Genomic DNA, 14,915 nt, shown 5'->3' with positions numbered 1-14,915 from the left:
GGGTTCTTCTTGGTCGATGAACCATCTACCGGAGACCTCACTGCGTCCGGCTCACAACACGCCGATGCTCACCCCACTTCGAAACACGCCCTAGGCGTCCTGGTCGGGGTCGTCCCGGAGGACGTAGATGGCGCCGCCCCGGTTCTCGGTGCGTCCCGAGTCCTCGCGGGGCGGCGGGACGGGGCGCCGCTCCTCCGCGGGCTCCCCCTCGCCGGGCTCGTGGTGCACGCCGAGATCTCGGTGCCCGCCGGGCTCCTCGGGCTCCAGGTGCCCCTCGACGACGATCGTGCCGTCGCTCGGCGGCTGGGGCTCGTCCTCGGCGAGATCGGGCGCCGGGTCCGTCCGGCGGCGGGGCCGCCGGGGCGCGAGGACGGGCTCGGCCTCCTCGAACTCCAGCGGGTCAGGGGCGTGCGGGGCCTTCGGCGCCGGCTCGGGCGGGCCCTCGGGGCGCAGGTCGTAATCCCCGGGGACGGGCGCCGACAACGGCACGGCGGGCTCCGGGACGGTCCGCACCGGCTTCTTCGGCTTGCCGGGCTTCTTCGCCGCCTTCTTGGAGGGCGCCTTCGCGGCAGAGGCCTTCTTGGCCGCCCGCTTCTTGGACGGCGCGCGCGCCGGACGCCGCAGCACCATCCAGTTCGCCACCCACGCCGCGATCGCCGCCGAGATCCCCACCTCCAGGGCCGCCAGCAGCCCCACCTGCCACGCCGACGGGCCCACGGTCGCCATCCGTCCGCCGCCCAGCGGCCCTCCCGCCAGCGCGCTCAGCAGCGCCGCGACGGCCCCGGTCAGGGCGCCGGACACGAAGCCCCACAGCGGCGCGCCCTCCGACACCGGGCTCGGCAGGGACCGGATCGTCAGGACGCCGCCCACCGCGCCGGCGACGAAGGGCGCGGCCAGCGCCAGCAGTGAGATCGCGGGGGCCGGGCCCGGCTGGGGAAGGGCCGCGAGCGGCGGGAACGCGGGCACGGCGTTCAGGAACACCCCGGTCGGGGAGACGCTCGTCCCGGCGCCCACGGAGAAGCCCGGCCCGACCGCGTACGCCATGCCCCAGATCGCCGCGTTCGGCAGGAAAGCCAGCTCGACCAGCAGCAGGAGGACGCCGCCGACGGCGCCGGGGGCGAGCATGTCGTAGAGGTCGCCGGCGTCCGACAGGTGCGCGGCGAGGGACCCGCCGACGAGCAGCGCGCCGGACGCGAGCAGCACGCTCAGCGACCCCGCCACACCGATCACCAGGGAGCGCGGCCGCTCGGGCAGCAGCCGCAGCAGCGCGCCCAGCCCGGACCGGACCCGCCGCCCGCGGGCCTCCGCCGCCACGACCGCCCGCGCCGCCCCGAGCCCGCCCGCGACGGCGGCGACGAGGAAGCAGCCGACGAGCGCCTGCCACGCCGACGGCCGCACCTCCTCGGACGACGCCGCGAGCGCGAGCAGCCCGGCCAGCGCCGCGTACGGGGCGGCCAGCGCGACGCTCACGTGCAGGACCGCGGTGCGCTGCCGGTGCGGCAGCCCGGCCACCCGGATCATCCACCCGCCGCCCCGGTACAGCAGGACCCCGGGCAGGACGAGCACGCCGAGCGGAAGGAGCCCGAACCGCCCCTGCCCGTAGGAGAAGCCCGCGTGGTGCGAGACCAGCCAGAAGTTCACGGCCGTGCGGAACACCCCGGCCAGGCCGTGGCCGAGCGCGGTCTTCGGCGCGGCGATCCAGCCGATCAGCGTGATCGTGGTGAGCACCGCGAGCCCGATGCCGATGCACCACAGCGCCGCGACGAGCCCCGTCACGTACAGCGGCCTCGCGGGGACGGCCGGCGGGCGCCCGCGACCGGAGTCCGCGCCCGGCGGCGCGTCGGCCCGGCCCGCCTCGCCCGGCGGCGGCGGCGCGGCCTTCGGCGTGCCCGTCGCTCCCGCCCCCCTCGCCCCTGCGCCCTTCGACGGCGCGCTCTTCGACGGCGCGCTCTTCGTCGGCGCCGCTTTGGGCGGCGCCGCTTTGGTCGGCGCCGCTTTGGTCGGTGCCGCCTTGGTCGGTGCCGCCTTCGACGGCTGCCGCTTCGCGCGCTGCCCGGGGGTCTTGTCGCTCACCGGTCCATGCTGGCACCGCGCCCGCCCCCGCAAGGCCCGCCCGCCCGGCGTGTCGCCTTTGCGATCACGCCCGGCCGGGCGCCGCCACCCCGCCCGGCCGGGCGGCGCCACCCCGCCCGGCCGGCTGGCGCCACCGCGCGCCGCGGCGGCTGCCGGGACGCGAAAGACGCCCGGGCCGACGGGCGGCTCGGGCGTCTTTCGGGTGGTCCGGGGGGATCAGCGGTTCTGCATGATCTCCCGCATGAGGACGGCGGTCTCGCTCGGGGTCTTGCCGACCCGGACGCCGACCTTCTCCAGGGCCTCCTTCTTCGCCTGCGCGGTGCCGGCGGAGCCGGACACGATGGCGCCGGCGTGGCCCATGGTCTTGCCCTCGGGGGCGGTGAACCCGGCGACGTAGCCGACGACCGGCTTGGTCACGTGCTGCTCGATGTAGGCGGCGGCGCGCTCCTCGGCGTCGCCCCCGATCTCACCGATCATCACGATGGCGTCGGTCTCCGGGTCGTCCTGGAACGCCTGGAGCGCGTCGATGTGGGTCGTCCCGATGACGGGGTCGCCGCCGATGCCGACGCAGGTGGAGAAGCCGATGTCGCGCAGCTCGTACATCATCTGGTAGGTCAGCGTGCCCGACTTGGACACCAGGCCGATGCGGCCGGGCGTCGTGATGTCGGCCGGGATGATGCCCGCGTTCGACTTGCCGGGAGACGCAATGCCGGGGCAGTTCGGTCCGATGATGCGGGTCTTGTTGCCCTTGGACTCCGCGTACGCCCAGAAGTAGGCGGTGTCGTGCACCGGGATGCCCTCGGTGATGACGACGCAGAGCGGGATCTCGGCGTCGATCGCCTCGACCACGGCGTCCTTGGTGAACTTCGGCGGGACGAACACGACGGAGACGTCAGCGCCGGTCTCCTGCATGGCCTCCCTGACGGTGCCGAACACCGGGAGGGTCGTGCCGTCGAAGTCGACCGTCTGCCCGGCCTTGCGGGCGTTCACGCCGCCGACGACCTGGGCGCCGGAGGCGAGCATCCGGCGGCCGTGCTTGGTGCCCTCGGAGCCCGTGATGCCCTGGACGATGATCTTGCTGTTCTCGGTGAGCCAGATGGCCATTGTCATGCACCTGCCGCTGCGAGTTCGGCGGCGCGCCTGGCCGCGTCGTCCATGGTGTCGACCTGCTGGACGCCGGGAAGCGCCGCGTCGTTGAGGATCCTGCGCCCGAGCTCGGCGTTGTTGCCGTCCAGCCGGACGACGAGCGGGCGGTTGACGGTCTCGCCGCGGTCGGCCAGCAGCTTGTAGGCCGACACGATGCCGTTGGCGACGGCGTCGCAGGCGGTGATGCCGCCGAAGACGTTGACGAAGACGGACTTGACGTCGGCGTCGGACAGGACGATCTCCAGCCCGTTCGCCATCACCTCGGCGGACGCGCCGCCGCCGATGTCGAGGAAGTTCGCGGGCTTCTGGCCGTTGAACTGCTCGCCGGCGTAGGCGACCACGTCGAGCGTGGACATGACGAGCCCGGCGCCGTTGCCGATGATGCCGACGCTGCCGTCCAGCTTGACGTAGTTGAGGTCCTTGGCCTTCGCCGCCGCCTCCAGGGGGTCGGCCGCGGCCTTGTCCTCGAGCTTCTCGTGGTCGTCCTGGCGGAACGAGGCGTTGTCGTCCAGGGAGACCTTGCCGTCGAGGGCCTTCACCTGGCCGTCGGCGGTGAGGATCATCGGGTTCACCTCGACGAGGGTGGCGTCCTCGTCGGTGAACACGGCCCACAGCCGCTCGATCAGCTCGGCGGCGCCGTCGAGGGCCTCCTGCGGGAGGCGGCCCTTCTCGGCGATCTCGCGGGCCCGGGCGCGGTCCACGCCCTCCAGCGGCGAGACCGGCACCATCGCCAGCCGGTCGTGCGGCACCTCCTCGATCTCCACGCCGCCCTCGACGGAGCAGATGGACAGGAAGGTGCGGTTGGCGCGGTCGAGCAGGAAGGAGAAGTAGTACTCCTGCGCGATCGCGCTGCCCTCCTCGACGAGGACCTTGTGGACCGTGTGGCCCTTGATGTCCATGCCGAGGATCTGGGTGGCGAGCTGCTCGGCCTCGTCGGCGGAGTCGGCCAGCTTCACGCCCCCGGCCTTGCCGCGGCCGCCGGTCTTCACCTGGGCCTTGACGACGACTTTCGAGCTTCCCGCGGCGAACAGCTCCGCCGCGATGGCCCGGGCTTCCTGGGGAGTATGGGCGACCTTGCCGGTGGGCACCGGTACCCCGTACTCGGCGAAGAGTTCCTTCGCCTGATGTTCGAACAGGTCCACGAGGGCGTCCTTTTACGGATCGACAGCCGAATGTGCGACCACACGAGTGGGCGTTACACGGGTGTCCGTGCGGCCGGCACTCTGCGGTCCGCTCCGTCGATGCAGCCTAGTCAACCCGCCTCGGTGGTGACGCCGCCGGGTCCACAAGTAACGCGGACTTCTCTTGTACGGGAGCGCCCCGGGCGGTAGGTGTGCTCATCCTCAGGGGAGGGCACGAGTGGCTCGTGAGGAGGATGAACCGATTGACGTAGTTTGATGTACTAATTCGGCGAGACGGCCAGGCGGACAGGGGGCGAACGCATGGCGATGGCGGAGAGACGGAACAGGTCCGTCGCGGAACCCGTCCCCGTCGCGTCCGTCATCTCCGTCCCGCCGCCCGCGGGCGGGCCGGCCACGCCGCGCCGGCGGGCCGCGCCGCGCGGCCGCTCGGGCGCCCGCAAGGTGCGGCGCACCGCGGGCCTGCTCATCGTGGCGGCGCTCGTCGCGACCGGCGGCGCCACCGTCCCCGAGCCGCCCGAGGCCGGCTGGGCGAGCCCCGGGCTCGTCGGCGGCGGCGGGTGGCCGTTCGCGGGCGTCCCGCTCTCCCCCGATCAGGCCGAGGGGGCCTCCTACCTGCCGGGAAGCTCGGTCGTCAGGCTCGCGGACGGGCGGGTCCGGCTCGTCCCGTCGGGCGGCGAGGCGCCGATCACCGTGGACGCCTCCGACCCGCGGGTGGACCGGGCGGTCCGGTCCGACGGCGCGTGGCTGGCGCAGGGGACCGTCCCGGGCGGCGCGACGAACGACGCCTACCGCGACATGGCGACGCGCGCCCTGCTCGACCTCCGGCTCCTCACCCGCCCGAACGGCGCGTCTCTCGCGTCCTGGTACTCGAAGTGGCGGTACTGCTGGCCCCGCGACTCGGCGTTCACCGTGGCAGCGTTCACCGCCACCGGGCATCCGGCCGAGGCGCGCCGCGTCCTGTACTTCCTCGCCCGGGCGCAGCACGACAACGGCATGTGGGCGGCGCGGTACAACGCCGACGGGACGGCCGTCGCCGATGGCCGCGCCCCGCAACTCGACTCGCTCGGCTGGGTGCTGTGGGCGACGTGGTTCTACGGCGTCCGGACCGCGGACCAGGACGACCTGCCCACGCTGTGGCCGATGGTGCGGCGCGCCGCCGACCACCTGGCGCGCTCCCTCGACGCCGAGGGGCTCCCGCCCGCCTCGTCCGACTACTGGGAACGCGACCACCGGCGCGAGCAGGACCCGCGCCGCCCGACGCTCGGCGTGGTCGGCCCCGCGCTGGCGGGGCTGCGCGCGGCGGCCGACCTCGCGCGGATGCGCGGCGAGGGCGCCAAGGCGACGCAGTGGCGGCACGCCGCGCGGCGGCTCTCGGACGCGGTGGCCAGGCAGTTCGCCCCCTACGGCTACCCGCGCTCCCCCGTCCCCGGCGGGCTGATGGACACCTCGGTGACATTTCTCGCACCGCCGTTCGCGCCGGCCGATCCGGGCGTGACCACCGCGATCGCGGACGCCGCGCGCAAGCAGGCGCTGCCGAACGGGGGCGTCCTGCCGGGCGAGCGCTGGTCGGGCGACCCCGACGTCGCCTGGACGCCGGAGACCGCGCTGTTCGGGCTGAACGCGGCCGCGTCGGGCCGGAGGGACGAGGCGCTGCGGCGGCTCGACTGGCTCTCGGCGCACCGCACGTCCCTGGGCGTCCTGCCGGAGAAGGTCGGCGTGACGGGCAGGCCCGCGGGCCCGGCTCCCCTGGGCTGGACGGCGTCGCTGGTCCTGCTGAGCCTTTCCGCGCTGGACCGGCCGCTCCCCGTCCCGTGAGGTGAGGCCCTAGCCGAACTGCTCGTACCCGAGCTTCAGCACGAGGGCTGAGACGACGCAGAGCAGGACGGCCCGAACGAATCCGGCACCGCGGTTGATCGCCATGTGGGCGCCGAGCTGCGCGCCGACGATGTTGCAGACCCCCATGGCCAGCCCGATGGCCCACAGCACGTGGCCCTGGGCCGCGAACACCGCGAGGGCGCCCAGGTTCGTGCCGGTGTTGATGATCTTCGAGGTGGCGGAGGCGTCGACGAAGTCCATGCCGAGCAGCACGGTGAAGGCGATCACCAGGAACGTCCCGGTGCCCGGCCCGAGGAGCCCGTCGTAGAAGGCGATCGCGACGCCCGGGACGAGGACGGCGGCGGCGACCCGGCGGCGCGTCCGCAGCACCGGCCGCGGGAGCCGGCCGAGGTTCGGCCTGAGCACCACGATCGCGGCCACCGCCAGCAGGACGACCATGATGACGGGTTTCAGCACGTCCGAGGAGATCGCCGCCGCGCAGAGGGCGCCGCCGGCGGCGCAGCAGACCGCGAGCAGGCCCGCCGGGAGGGCCACCCTGACGTCCGGCTTGGCCTTGCGCGCGTAGGCGACGGCGGCGGACGCGGTGCCCGCGATCGAGCCCAGCTTGTTGGTGGCGAGCGCGGTCGCGACCGGCTGCCCGGGGTTGAGCAGCAGCAGCGCGGGCAACTGGATCAGCCCGCCGCCTCCCACCACGGCGTCAACCCAGCCCGCCGCGACGGCGGCGGCCAGCAGCAAGACGACCTGCTCGGCGTGCACGGGGGCTCCCGGGGGTAAGGAGTGAAACTCAGATCACCGATTACCCTAGCGGGCCGCCTCCTCCGGCCGGCGGCCGCCTCCCCCGCCCCCGGCACGCCGCTCCCTTCAGGAGGTCGGCCACTCGCTGGCGAGCACCGCCCAGACCTGGACGTCGCGGCGGTCGCCGTCGAGGACGAACGCCTGCCGCAGGACGCCCTCGCACGTCATCCCGAGGCGCTCCGCCACGGCCGCGCTCGCGGTGTTGCGCGGGTCGCACAGCCACTCCACCCGGTGCATCCCCCGCACGCCGAACGCCCAGTCGATCATGATGCGGACGGCCTTGGTGATCAGCCCGCGCCCCCGGACCTCGGCCGCGAGCCAGACGCCCGCCTCGCAGACGCCCTGCGCGGCGTCGAACGTCCGGAAGACCGTGCCGCCCTGGAGGACCCCGTCCACCCAGATGCCGTAGAGGCGGCCCTCGTCCCTGGCCTGCCTGTGGGCGTAGGCCTGGAGGAGCTCGCGGGCGCTCGCCTCGTCCACCACGGTCCGGGCCCAGGGGATGTACTGGTCGATCTCTCCGCGGATCCGGTCGGCGTGCTCGGCGAACTCGGCCGCCTGCCAGGGCTCGAACGGGCGCAGCTCGGCGCCCTCGGCGAGCGTGCGAGCGAACATGGGGGACCTCCCGGGGAGTACGTACCGAACGTTTGTTATGTATTCTACGGGCATGCCCGCCCGAGGTGATCACGACGCCCGCCGCCAGGACGTGTCCGAGGCCGTCTGGCGCGTCCTGGCCGGTCGCGGCTTCGGCGGCCTGACCCTGCGCGCGGTCGCGGCGGAGATGGGCGCCTCCACCGGACTGCTCACGCACTACTTCCCGAACAAGAGGGCCCTCGTCGCCTACGCCCTCGACCTCGCCGAGGAGCGCACCGCGAACCGCCCCCTCCGCGAGGCCCCGCCCGGCCTGGCGTCCCTGCGCGCCGCGCTCCTGGACGTTCTGCCGCTGACCCCCGCCGCGTCGGCCATGAACCGGATCTGGGTGAGCTCCTGGGACGTCGCGCTGGCCGATCCCGAACTCGGCGAGCGCCAGCGGCTCCGCTACGAGAACTGGCGCGCGCGGCTCCGCCCCCACGTCGCCGCCGCCGTCGAGCGCGGCGAACTGCCCGCGGGGCCCGGCCCGGACGACACCGTCGCGGCCGCCGCCGCGTTCACGCACGGCCTGGTCGTCCACGCCCTGTTCGCCCCGGACGCCTACCCGCCCGCCCGCCAGGCCGCGATGCTGGACGCCTTCCTGGCCGCACTGGCCGCGCCGGCCGGCCTCCCCGCGACTCCCGGCGGGGAGGGATGATGTCCCGATGACCGAGCCGCGCACGCTGCGCTGCCCCCGCCACCTCGGCATGATCCTCGCCGGGGTCGCCATCGCCGCCCTCTTCGGCGTCGTGGCGGTCCAGAAGGCCCTCGACGGCGCCGGCGCCCCGGCATGGGCCGCCGCAACCGCCTGCTTCGCCCTCGCGGCCGGAGCCGTCCCCCTGCTGCGGACGCGCATGATCCTGGACGCGGAGGCCCTCACCCTCGTCACGGGGTACGGCCGCCGCCGGTTCGCGTGGACGGAGATCATCGAGATCAGCGCGGACGCCTATCAGGGCTTCTGGCTGCTCCAGGTCCGGTCCGAGGAACGCGAGCGCCAGGCCGCCTTCTTCCCCGTCCGGCCGGCGTCGATGCCCGTGGACCAGGGCACCCGCTTCCGTGAGCCGTCCGGCGACACCCCCTACGGCCTCTACCGGCTGCACGCCGAGCTCAGCGAGGAATGGCGGCGCCTCGCCCCGCCCCGCGCGCGGAGCCGCGGCGGCCCGGGCTCCGCTGGGCCATCCTGGTCCCATGACGATCAGGACCCGCGCCCTCGGTGACGACTTCGCCGCCCCCATCGACGACCGCTATCTCGAGGACTACACCGCCGGCACGACCTACGAGTACGGCCACGTCACCGTGGACGAGGCGGAGATCGTCGAGTTCGCCCGCCGCTTCGACCCGCAGCCCATCCACGTGGACCCGCAGTTCGCCGCCTCCGGCCCGTTCGGGGGCATCATCGCCAGCGGCTGGCACACCGGCTCGATCATGATGCGGCTGTTCGCCGACCACTTCCTGTCCCGGGTCGCCAGCCTCGCCTCCCCCGGCGTGGACGAGCTGCGCTGGCCCGCTCCCGTCCGTCCCGGCGACACCCTGCGCCTGCGCGTCGCCGTCCTGGAGGTCCGCCCGTCCCGTTCCAAGCCGGACCGGGGCGTCGTCAGCACCCGCGCCGAACTTCTCAACCAGGACGACCAGGTCGTCCTGCACACCCTGCCGGCGAACCTCCTGGGCCGCCGCACGGCCTGATCACCGCGCGCCCTCCCGCACCGGCGGCGGCGCGGCGGCGGGCACCGGGACCGCGGGCTCGGGCAGCGTCCGGAACAGCAGCCAGGCCAGCGCGGGCAGCGCGATGAGCGGCGCGAGGGCGACGCGCAGCGACGCGGCGTCGGCGACAGCTCCGAGGACGGGGCTCGCGAGTCCGCCGACGCTGACGGTCAGGCCGAGGGTGACGCCGCCGGCGGTGCCGACGCGCGTGGGCAGGTAGTCCTGCCCGAGGGTGACCTGCAGCGAGAACGGGACGTAGAGGCCGGCGGAGGTCAGCGCGACGAACAGGTAGAGCGCCGGGCCGGGCACGAGCACGATGCCCGCCACGGCGACCACGGTCAGCAGGTACGACCAGCGCACGACGGTGACCCGGTCCCAGCGGGCGGCCAGGGAACCGCCCGCCACGGTGCCCACTGCGCCCCCGGCGTACAGGACGAACAGCGCCGCCGTGCCCGCCGCCACTCCCCCTCCAGTGCGCTGCCGCGCGTAGAACGAGATGAACGTGCTCAGCCCCACGAACACGATCGACCGGCAGACCACGGCGAGCGACAACTTGAGGAAAGAGCGTGCATCGTCCACACCGGCCGTCGTGGTCGTGCGCGCGCCGGAGGCCGTCCCCTCAAGGGCGCGCAGGACGGGCAGGCACACGACGCTGCCCACGAGTGCCGGCACCACGAGGAACGGCGTGCAGCGCAGGCCGCCGGTCGCGACGACCGCCGCGACCAGAAGCGGCGCGAGCGCGAACCCGACGTTGCCGCCGACGGAGAACCAGCTCATCGCCGTGTGGCTCCCCCTGCTCGCCTTCCGCGCGACCCGGGCGGACTCGGGGTGGTACGCCGCGACCCCGATCCCGGAGATCGCCACGAAGGCCAGGGTGGGGGCGTAATCGCCGCTGAGGCCGCTCAGAGCGATCCCCGCTCCCCCCAGAAGCGTGCTCAGCGGAAGCAGCCAGGGCATCGCCCACCGGTCGGTGAGCGCCCCGAACAGCGGCTGCGCCACCGAGGACAGCAGCGACGCGGCGAGCACGATGCCCGAGGCGGCCGCGTAGGTGTAGGCGCGCTCGGCCACGAAGAACGGGACGAGCGCCGTCACGGACCCCTGGTAGACGTCCACGCACGCATGTCCGGCGGACAGCAGGACGACCGGCCGCCCGTCCCGCCGACGGGTCGCTTCTCTTGGACTCGATGACACGTCCCTCATGCTCGCGCCGGAGACCGGTGTCGGACTTCCGATAATCTGCCAACCAATGCAGGAAAGCCGCCATCAACCGATCGCGCCGACCCGAGCGCGTTCGCTGGCGCCGGGCGCCGCCATCGACGCCCACCGCCACGACGACCACCAGATCGCCTACGCCGGACGGGGCGTGGTCGCCGTCACCACCGGCGCGGGCTCCTGGGTGGCGCCCGCCGACCGCGCCATCTGGATCCCCGCCGGGGCCGTCCACGCCCACCAGGCCCACGGCGAGCTCGAACTCCACCTGGTCGGGCTGCCCGCGAGCCACAACCCGCTCGGGCTGGACGAGCCGGCGGTGCTCGGGGTCAGCCCCCTGCTGCGCGAACTGATCCTCGCCTACACCCGCGACCCGGACGGCGACACCCCCGCCCGGGTCCGGCTGCGCGCCGTCCTGCTGGACCAGCTGCGCGTCTCGTCCCAGCAGCCCCTGCACCTGCCCGCCCCGACCGTCCCGCAGCTCAGGGCGCTGTGCGGCATCCTGCACGCCGACCCCGCCGACAACCGCACGCTCGCCGAACTGGGCAGGGAGGTCGGCGCGAGCGACCGCACCCTCTCCCGGCTCTTCCGGAGCGACCTCGGGATGACGTTCCCGCAGTGGCGCACCCAGCTGCGCCTCTACCACGCCCTGATACTCCTGGCCGAGAACACCCCGGTGACCACCGTGGCCCACCAGTGCGGCTGGTCGTCCGCCAGCAGCTTCATCGACGTCTTCCGCCGTGCCTTCGGCCACACCCCGGGCGCCCACCACCCCGCGTGAGCGGCTCCGGGGACGGGTCAGCCCTTCAGGAAGTCCAGGAGGTCGGCGTTGAACCTCTCCTTGTCGCCGGGCACGAGCGCGATCCCGTGCGAGGCCCCCTCGTACACCTTCAGGTCGGCGTTCGGAATGATCTCGACGGCCTTGCGGGCGGTCGCGTCGATCGGGACGATCTGGTCGTCGTCGCCGTGCACGATCAGCGTCGGGACGTCGAACTTGCGCAGATCCTCGTGGAAGTCGGTGAAGCCGAAGGCGTCGACGCACTTCACGCCGGCCTGGAGGCTCTCCTGCATGCCCATGAACCAGAACGCGTCCCGGTTGCCCTGGGTGACCTTGTTGCCCGGCCGGTTCGCGGAGAAGAACGCCTCCGAGGCGTCCTTCCAGTACTGCGAGCGCTCGCGCAGGATGCCGTTCTTGATGTCTTCGAACGCCTGCTCGGGCACGCCCTCGGGGTTGTCGCCGGTCTTGAGCATGGACGGCGTGATCGCCGACAGCAGGACGGCCTTGCGGACCCGCCCGGTGCCGTGCCGCCCGATGTAGCGGGCCAGCTCGCCGCCGCCCATCGAGTGCGCGACCAGCGTGACGTCCCGCAGGTCGAGCCGGTTGATCAGGTCGTTGAGGTCGTCGGCGAAGGTGTCGAAGTCGTAGCCGTCGAACGGCTGGCTGGAGCGCCCGTGCCCCCGGCGGTCGTGGGCGATGCCGCGGTAGCCGGCGTCGGCCACCGCCTTCATCTGGTCCTCCCACGCGTCGGCGTTCAGCGGCCAGCCGTGGATGAAGAGCACGGGCTGCCCGCTGCCCCAGTCCTTGTAGAAGATCTCGTTGCCGTCGCGCGTGGTGACGAATGCCATGCTCGAACCCCCGTAGCGTCTCGTGGACACGTCGGCCGGACCGACCGCGCCCCCAGCGACGAAACGGCCGTCCAGCAACCAGCCGCACCGATACCCTCACGACCGCCCAGAACGCCCAATGAGCAGTCGAAGTGTCTTTACCTCCAAGCCCAGCCTTGGGGAGATCGAACGGAATCCATGGATTGACGAGGGTCGTCCTCGGCGCGCAGCCTGTCGAGGGGGCCTTCGACCAGGGAGCGGCCGTGACGGCAGAACAGGACGCCGGCCTGAACCGCGAGGCCGATGCCGCCGACCTCCTGCGCGCCGAACGCGCCGACCTGATCCAGCACCCCGGCGGCACCCTGCTTGAGCATCTCCAACGGGTGCACGCTCTGCTGGAAGCCTGGGGTGCGCGGCCCGCCCTTCGTCTTGCTGGACTGTGCCACGCCTTCTACGGAACCGACGGTTTCCCCGTCGCGCTCGGCTCCGTTCACCGGCGCCAGGAACTGAGCGAGGTCATCGGCACCGAAGCCGAGGACCTCGTCCACCTCTACGCCGGCTGCGACCGTGCCCGCACGTACCCGTCCCTGCACCAGCCCGACGGCGCCTTCACCGACCGCTTCACCGGGTCGGTGTCTCGTCCCTCACCACGGCAGCGCCGGGACTTCGCCGAACTCACCGTCGCCAACGAACTGGACGTCATCCGCACGGCCGCCCTGGACGGATCCCAGATCACGAAGCTTCTCGACCTGTTCGCCGCCTGGCGGCCCCTGCTGAGCGCCGCGGCTTCCCTGGCAGTCGAGGAGACCGCGCGGCGCCGGGTACCCCCGCCGGCATGATCGCTCGCGGCACCGCGAGCGGCCGGCGGCTCTCGTTCAGGCGCACAGCTGGGCGGCCAGGGTGGCGTGGACCCATTCCTCCCAGGCGTCCGGCGCCCAGCCGCGGTCCTGGACGAAGAGCAGGTACAGCTGCGGGCTGAGCAGGCCGAACAGCAGGTCGGCGGCCAGCTCGGCGGACACGCCGGGGCGCGCGTCGGGCTTGCCGACCAGCGCCTCGGCCGCGGCGCGCTGAACGGTGTAACGGGGGTCCGGCCCGTCGGGCCACTGCGCGGCGATCTGCGGGTCGGCGGCGCCGGCGGCCGCGATCATCGACATGATCGGGGCGACCCGGCCGAGGATCTCGACGGTGCCGCGCACGTGCTCGCGCAGCTGGACGGCCGCGGTGGGCGCGGCGCACGCGGCGCGGAACCACTCCCGCTCCAGGGTGGCGACCGGCTCGGCGTCCCCCGCGATGGACACGTCCACGACGTCCTTGAACAGCGCGCGCTTGGTGCCGAAGACGAAGTACACCGTCTGGACGGCCACCCCCGCGCGGTCGGCGACCTCCTGAAGGCTCGTCGCCCCGTAGCCCTGCGCGACGAAGAGCTCCCGCGCCGCCTCGATGACCTTCGCCCGGGTGCGGCGGGAGCGCTCGGCCCGCTTGTCCGGCCGCTTGACGGTGTCCATGGCGGGAGTATATCTCTAGAGTTCATCACTAGAGTTAACCTCTAAAAAGTTCGGACCCGCAGCGAAGGAGACAGGATGCACACCGTCGTCAACGTCCAGCAGGCCGAGGCGTGGAACGGGTGGGAGGGGGCGGCCTGGGCCGACGACGCCCCGCGGTACGACGCGATGATGGGCGGCTTCAACCGGCCCCTTCTGGACCGGGCCGCGATCGCCGAGGACGAGACCGTCCTGGACATCGGGTGCGGCACCGGGCAGCTCACCCTGCTCGCCGCGCGACGGGCGGCGCGGGCGCGGGCGGTCGGCGTCGACATCTCCGGCCCCATGCTGGCCCGCGCCCGCGCCGACGCGGCGGAGCAGGGCATCGCCAACGTGCGGTTCGACCAGGCCGACGCGCAGGCCCACCCCTTCGACGAGGAGGGCTTCGACGTCGTCGTCAGCCGCGGCGGCGTCATGTTCTTCGCCGATCCCGCCGCCGCGTTCGCCAACATCGCCCGCGCGCTGCGGCCCGGCGGCCGGATGGCGTTCATCGTGCCGCAGGCCGGCGGCCCCGACAGCGAGTACGCCAGGGCCACCGCCGCTCTCGCGCCGCTGATGCGCCGCCCCTCGCCCGCGGCCCGCGGCATGGGCTCCCTGTCCGACCCCGACCGCATCCGCCAGGTACTGCACCAGGCGGGGCTGACGGACGTGGACACGAGCCCCGTCCAGGCGCCGATGGACTACGGCCGCGACCCCGGCGACGCCGCGGACTTCATCCTCAGCCAGGGCCCGGTCCGCTACAACCTCCAGGACGCGGACCAGACCGCTGTCGCGCACGTCCGCCAGGAGCTCCAGGAAGCACTCGCGGCCTACGAGACTCCGGGCGGCATCCGCATCCGCGGCTCCGTATGGCTGGTGAGCGCCACCCGCCCCTGACGTCGATCGCGGCCTGGTCAGCCTTCCGGATAGAAGAGAAAAAGGGTGCAGCCGGTCGACGTCTGCGGGACGTGGGAAGAACCCGCGGGGGCATGGATGAACGAGCCGGCCGGGTAGTCCCGGTCGCCGTCGTTGAAGGTGCCGGAGACCACGAAGACCTCCTCAGGACCCGGTTCGTGGACGTCGACCCCCTCCCAGCACGTGTTCGGATCCATCTGCAGGACGAAGGCCTTCGCGCCGTCGTCGCCCTGCCACAGCGGCCGCAGCCGGATGCCCGGGAAGAGTTCGCGGACCGGGGCGTCCTGAACGCTCGCCCACACATAGCCGGGCATGCTCTGTTCCGTCGTCATGGGGCCAGCATGGC

Annotated in this window: 16 protein-coding genes; 7 read left to right on the top strand and 9 right to left on the bottom strand. The window is 73.5% G+C overall.

What is annotated here, in order from left to right; genetic code table 11:
* Positions 1 to 90 precede the first annotated feature (90 nt).
* From AB0C87_RS25535 to sucC, 3 genes are all read right to left on the bottom strand, one after another.
* Positions 91 to 2,073, bottom strand: a complete 1,983-nt coding sequence (locus tag AB0C87_RS25535; RefSeq protein ID WP_360579864.1) for a DUF6350 family protein — start codon at positions 2,071 to 2,073, stop codon at positions 91 to 93.
* A gap of 216 nt (positions 2,074 to 2,289) precedes the next feature.
* Positions 2,290 to 3,177: a succinate--CoA ligase subunit alpha gene (gene sucD / locus AB0C87_RS25530; RefSeq protein ID WP_353835751.1), complete on the bottom strand. Its 888-nt coding sequence runs from the start codon at positions 3,175 to 3,177 to the stop codon at positions 2,290 to 2,292.
* Between the two features lie 2 nt (positions 3,178 to 3,179).
* The gene (gene sucC / locus AB0C87_RS25525; protein ID WP_353835752.1) at positions 3,180 to 4,361 is read right to left on the bottom strand and encodes an ADP-forming succinate--CoA ligase subunit beta; all 1,182 of its coding nucleotides are present in this window, start codon (positions 4,359 to 4,361) and stop codon (positions 3,180 to 3,182) included.
* Positions 4,362 to 4,667: 306 nt separating this feature from the next.
* Here sucC and AB0C87_RS25520 point away from each other — a divergent pair, with 306 nt between their 5' ends.
* On the top strand, positions 4,668 to 6,176 hold the full coding sequence (locus tag AB0C87_RS25520) for a glycoside hydrolase family 15 protein (RefSeq protein ID WP_360579861.1): 1,509 nt from the start codon (positions 4,668 to 4,670) through the stop codon (positions 6,174 to 6,176).
* 9 nt (positions 6,177 to 6,185) lie between these two features.
* Here AB0C87_RS25520 and AB0C87_RS25515 read toward each other — a convergent pair whose 3' ends face one another.
* Entirely contained in the window at positions 6,186 to 6,953 is a 768-nt protein-coding gene (locus AB0C87_RS25515; RefSeq protein ID WP_345176656.1) for a TSUP family transporter, read from the bottom strand.
* Positions 6,954 to 7,058: 105 nt separating this feature from the next.
* Positions 7,059 to 7,604 carry a GNAT family protein gene (locus AB0C87_RS25510; RefSeq protein WP_345176654.1) on the bottom strand — a complete coding sequence of 182 codons (546 nt, stop codon included), beginning with the start codon at positions 7,602 to 7,604 and terminating at the stop codon, positions 7,059 to 7,061.
* A gap of 52 nt (positions 7,605 to 7,656) precedes the next feature.
* On the opposite strand from AB0C87_RS25510, the gene AB0C87_RS25505 reads away from it, so the two are divergent.
* The 3 genes from AB0C87_RS25505 to AB0C87_RS25495 are packed head-to-tail and all read left to right on the top strand — an operon-like array spanning position 7,657 to position 9,302.
* Entirely contained in the window at positions 7,657 to 8,277 is a 621-nt protein-coding gene (locus tag AB0C87_RS25505) for a TetR family transcriptional regulator C-terminal domain-containing protein (protein WP_353833989.1), read from the top strand.
* A 7-nt stretch (positions 8,278 to 8,284) separates the two neighbouring features.
* Complete coding sequence (locus tag AB0C87_RS25500; RefSeq protein ID WP_360579859.1) at positions 8,285 to 8,836, top strand: hypothetical protein; 552 nt, start codon at positions 8,285 to 8,287, stop codon at positions 8,834 to 8,836.
* Entirely contained in the window at positions 8,808 to 9,302 is a 495-nt protein-coding gene (locus AB0C87_RS25495) for a MaoC family dehydratase (RefSeq protein WP_360350573.1), read from the top strand. The genes AB0C87_RS25500 and AB0C87_RS25495 overlap by 29 nt, the downstream gene beginning before the upstream one ends.
* Here the strand turns inward: AB0C87_RS25495 and AB0C87_RS25490 are convergent, their stop codons facing one another.
* A complete protein-coding gene (locus AB0C87_RS25490; RefSeq protein WP_360579857.1) occupies positions 9,303 to 10,511 on the bottom strand; it encodes an MFS transporter in 1,209 nt (402 codons plus the stop codon). It abuts the gene before it with no gap.
* A 55-nt stretch (positions 10,512 to 10,566) separates the two neighbouring features.
* On the opposite strand from AB0C87_RS25490, the gene AB0C87_RS25485 reads away from it, so the two are divergent.
* Complete coding sequence (locus AB0C87_RS25485) at positions 10,567 to 11,310, top strand: helix-turn-helix domain-containing protein (protein ID WP_353833993.1); 744 nt, start codon at positions 10,567 to 10,569, stop codon at positions 11,308 to 11,310.
* 17 nt (positions 11,311 to 11,327) lie between these two features.
* Here AB0C87_RS25485 and AB0C87_RS25480 read toward each other — a convergent pair whose 3' ends face one another.
* Entirely contained in the window at positions 11,328 to 12,155 is an 828-nt protein-coding gene (locus AB0C87_RS25480; RefSeq protein WP_353833994.1) for an alpha/beta fold hydrolase, read from the bottom strand.
* Between the two features lie 242 nt (positions 12,156 to 12,397).
* On the opposite strand from AB0C87_RS25480, the gene AB0C87_RS25475 reads away from it, so the two are divergent.
* Positions 12,398 to 12,973 carry a DUF6817 domain-containing protein gene (locus tag AB0C87_RS25475; RefSeq protein WP_345176636.1) on the top strand — a complete coding sequence of 192 codons (576 nt, stop codon included), beginning with the start codon at positions 12,398 to 12,400 and terminating at the stop codon, positions 12,971 to 12,973.
* Between the two features lie 36 nt (positions 12,974 to 13,009).
* Here AB0C87_RS25475 and AB0C87_RS25470 read toward each other — a convergent pair whose 3' ends face one another.
* Positions 13,010 to 13,639, bottom strand: coding sequence for a helix-turn-helix domain-containing protein (locus tag AB0C87_RS25470; protein ID WP_345176633.1), 630 nt, complete (start codon positions 13,637 to 13,639; stop codon positions 13,010 to 13,012).
* A gap of 75 nt (positions 13,640 to 13,714) precedes the next feature.
* On the opposite strand from AB0C87_RS25470, the gene AB0C87_RS25465 reads away from it, so the two are divergent.
* A complete protein-coding gene (locus AB0C87_RS25465; RefSeq protein WP_360579854.1) occupies positions 13,715 to 14,551 on the top strand; it encodes a methyltransferase domain-containing protein in 837 nt (278 codons plus the stop codon).
* 17 nt (positions 14,552 to 14,568) lie between these two features.
* Here the strand turns inward: AB0C87_RS25465 and AB0C87_RS25460 are convergent, their stop codons facing one another.
* Complete coding sequence (locus AB0C87_RS25460) at positions 14,569 to 14,901, bottom strand: cupin domain-containing protein (protein ID WP_345176628.1); 333 nt, start codon at positions 14,899 to 14,901, stop codon at positions 14,569 to 14,571.
* Positions 14,902 to 14,915 lie beyond the last annotated feature (14 nt).

The organism is Actinomadura sp. NPDC048021 (genome assembly GCF_040653135.1).
Classification (GTDB): Bacteria; Actinomycetota; Actinomycetes; order Streptosporangiales; family Streptosporangiaceae; genus Spirillospora; species Spirillospora verrucosospora.
This window is presented reverse-complemented; position numbering and strand designations above follow the sequence as displayed.

What these genes read in the sequence shown, in the direction of transcription:
- AB0C87_RS25460 (WP_345176628.1), bottom strand. Translation starts at nt 14,901, where the DNA reads ATGACGACGGAACAGAGCATGCCCGGCTATGTGTGGGCGAGCGTTCAG.
- sucD (WP_353835751.1), bottom strand. Translation starts at nt 3,177, where the DNA reads ATGGCCATCTGGCTCACCGAGAACAGCAAGATCATCGTCCAGGGCATC.
- AB0C87_RS25485 (WP_353833993.1), top strand. Translation starts at nt 10,567, where the DNA reads ATGCAGGAAAGCCGCCATCAACCGATCGCGCCGACCCGAGCGCGTTCG.
- AB0C87_RS25505 (WP_353833989.1), top strand. Translation starts at nt 7,657, where the DNA reads ATGCCCGCCCGAGGTGATCACGACGCCCGCCGCCAGGACGTGTCCGAG.
- AB0C87_RS25500 (WP_360579859.1), top strand. Translation starts at nt 8,285, where the DNA reads ATGACCGAGCCGCGCACGCTGCGCTGCCCCCGCCACCTCGGCATGATC.
- AB0C87_RS25495 (WP_360350573.1), top strand. Translation starts at nt 8,808, where the DNA reads ATGACGATCAGGACCCGCGCCCTCGGTGACGACTTCGCCGCCCCCATC.
- AB0C87_RS25465 (WP_360579854.1), top strand. Translation starts at nt 13,715, where the DNA reads ATGCACACCGTCGTCAACGTCCAGCAGGCCGAGGCGTGGAACGGGTGG.
- AB0C87_RS25520 (WP_360579861.1), top strand. Translation starts at nt 4,668, where the DNA reads ATGGCGGAGAGACGGAACAGGTCCGTCGCGGAACCCGTCCCCGTCGCG.
- AB0C87_RS25510 (WP_345176654.1), bottom strand. Translation starts at nt 7,604, where the DNA reads ATGTTCGCTCGCACGCTCGCCGAGGGCGCCGAGCTGCGCCCGTTCGAG.
- AB0C87_RS25480 (WP_353833994.1), bottom strand. Translation starts at nt 12,155, where the DNA reads ATGGCATTCGTCACCACGCGCGACGGCAACGAGATCTTCTACAAGGAC.
- AB0C87_RS25470 (WP_345176633.1), bottom strand. Translation starts at nt 13,639, where the DNA reads ATGGACACCGTCAAGCGGCCGGACAAGCGGGCCGAGCGCTCCCGCCGC.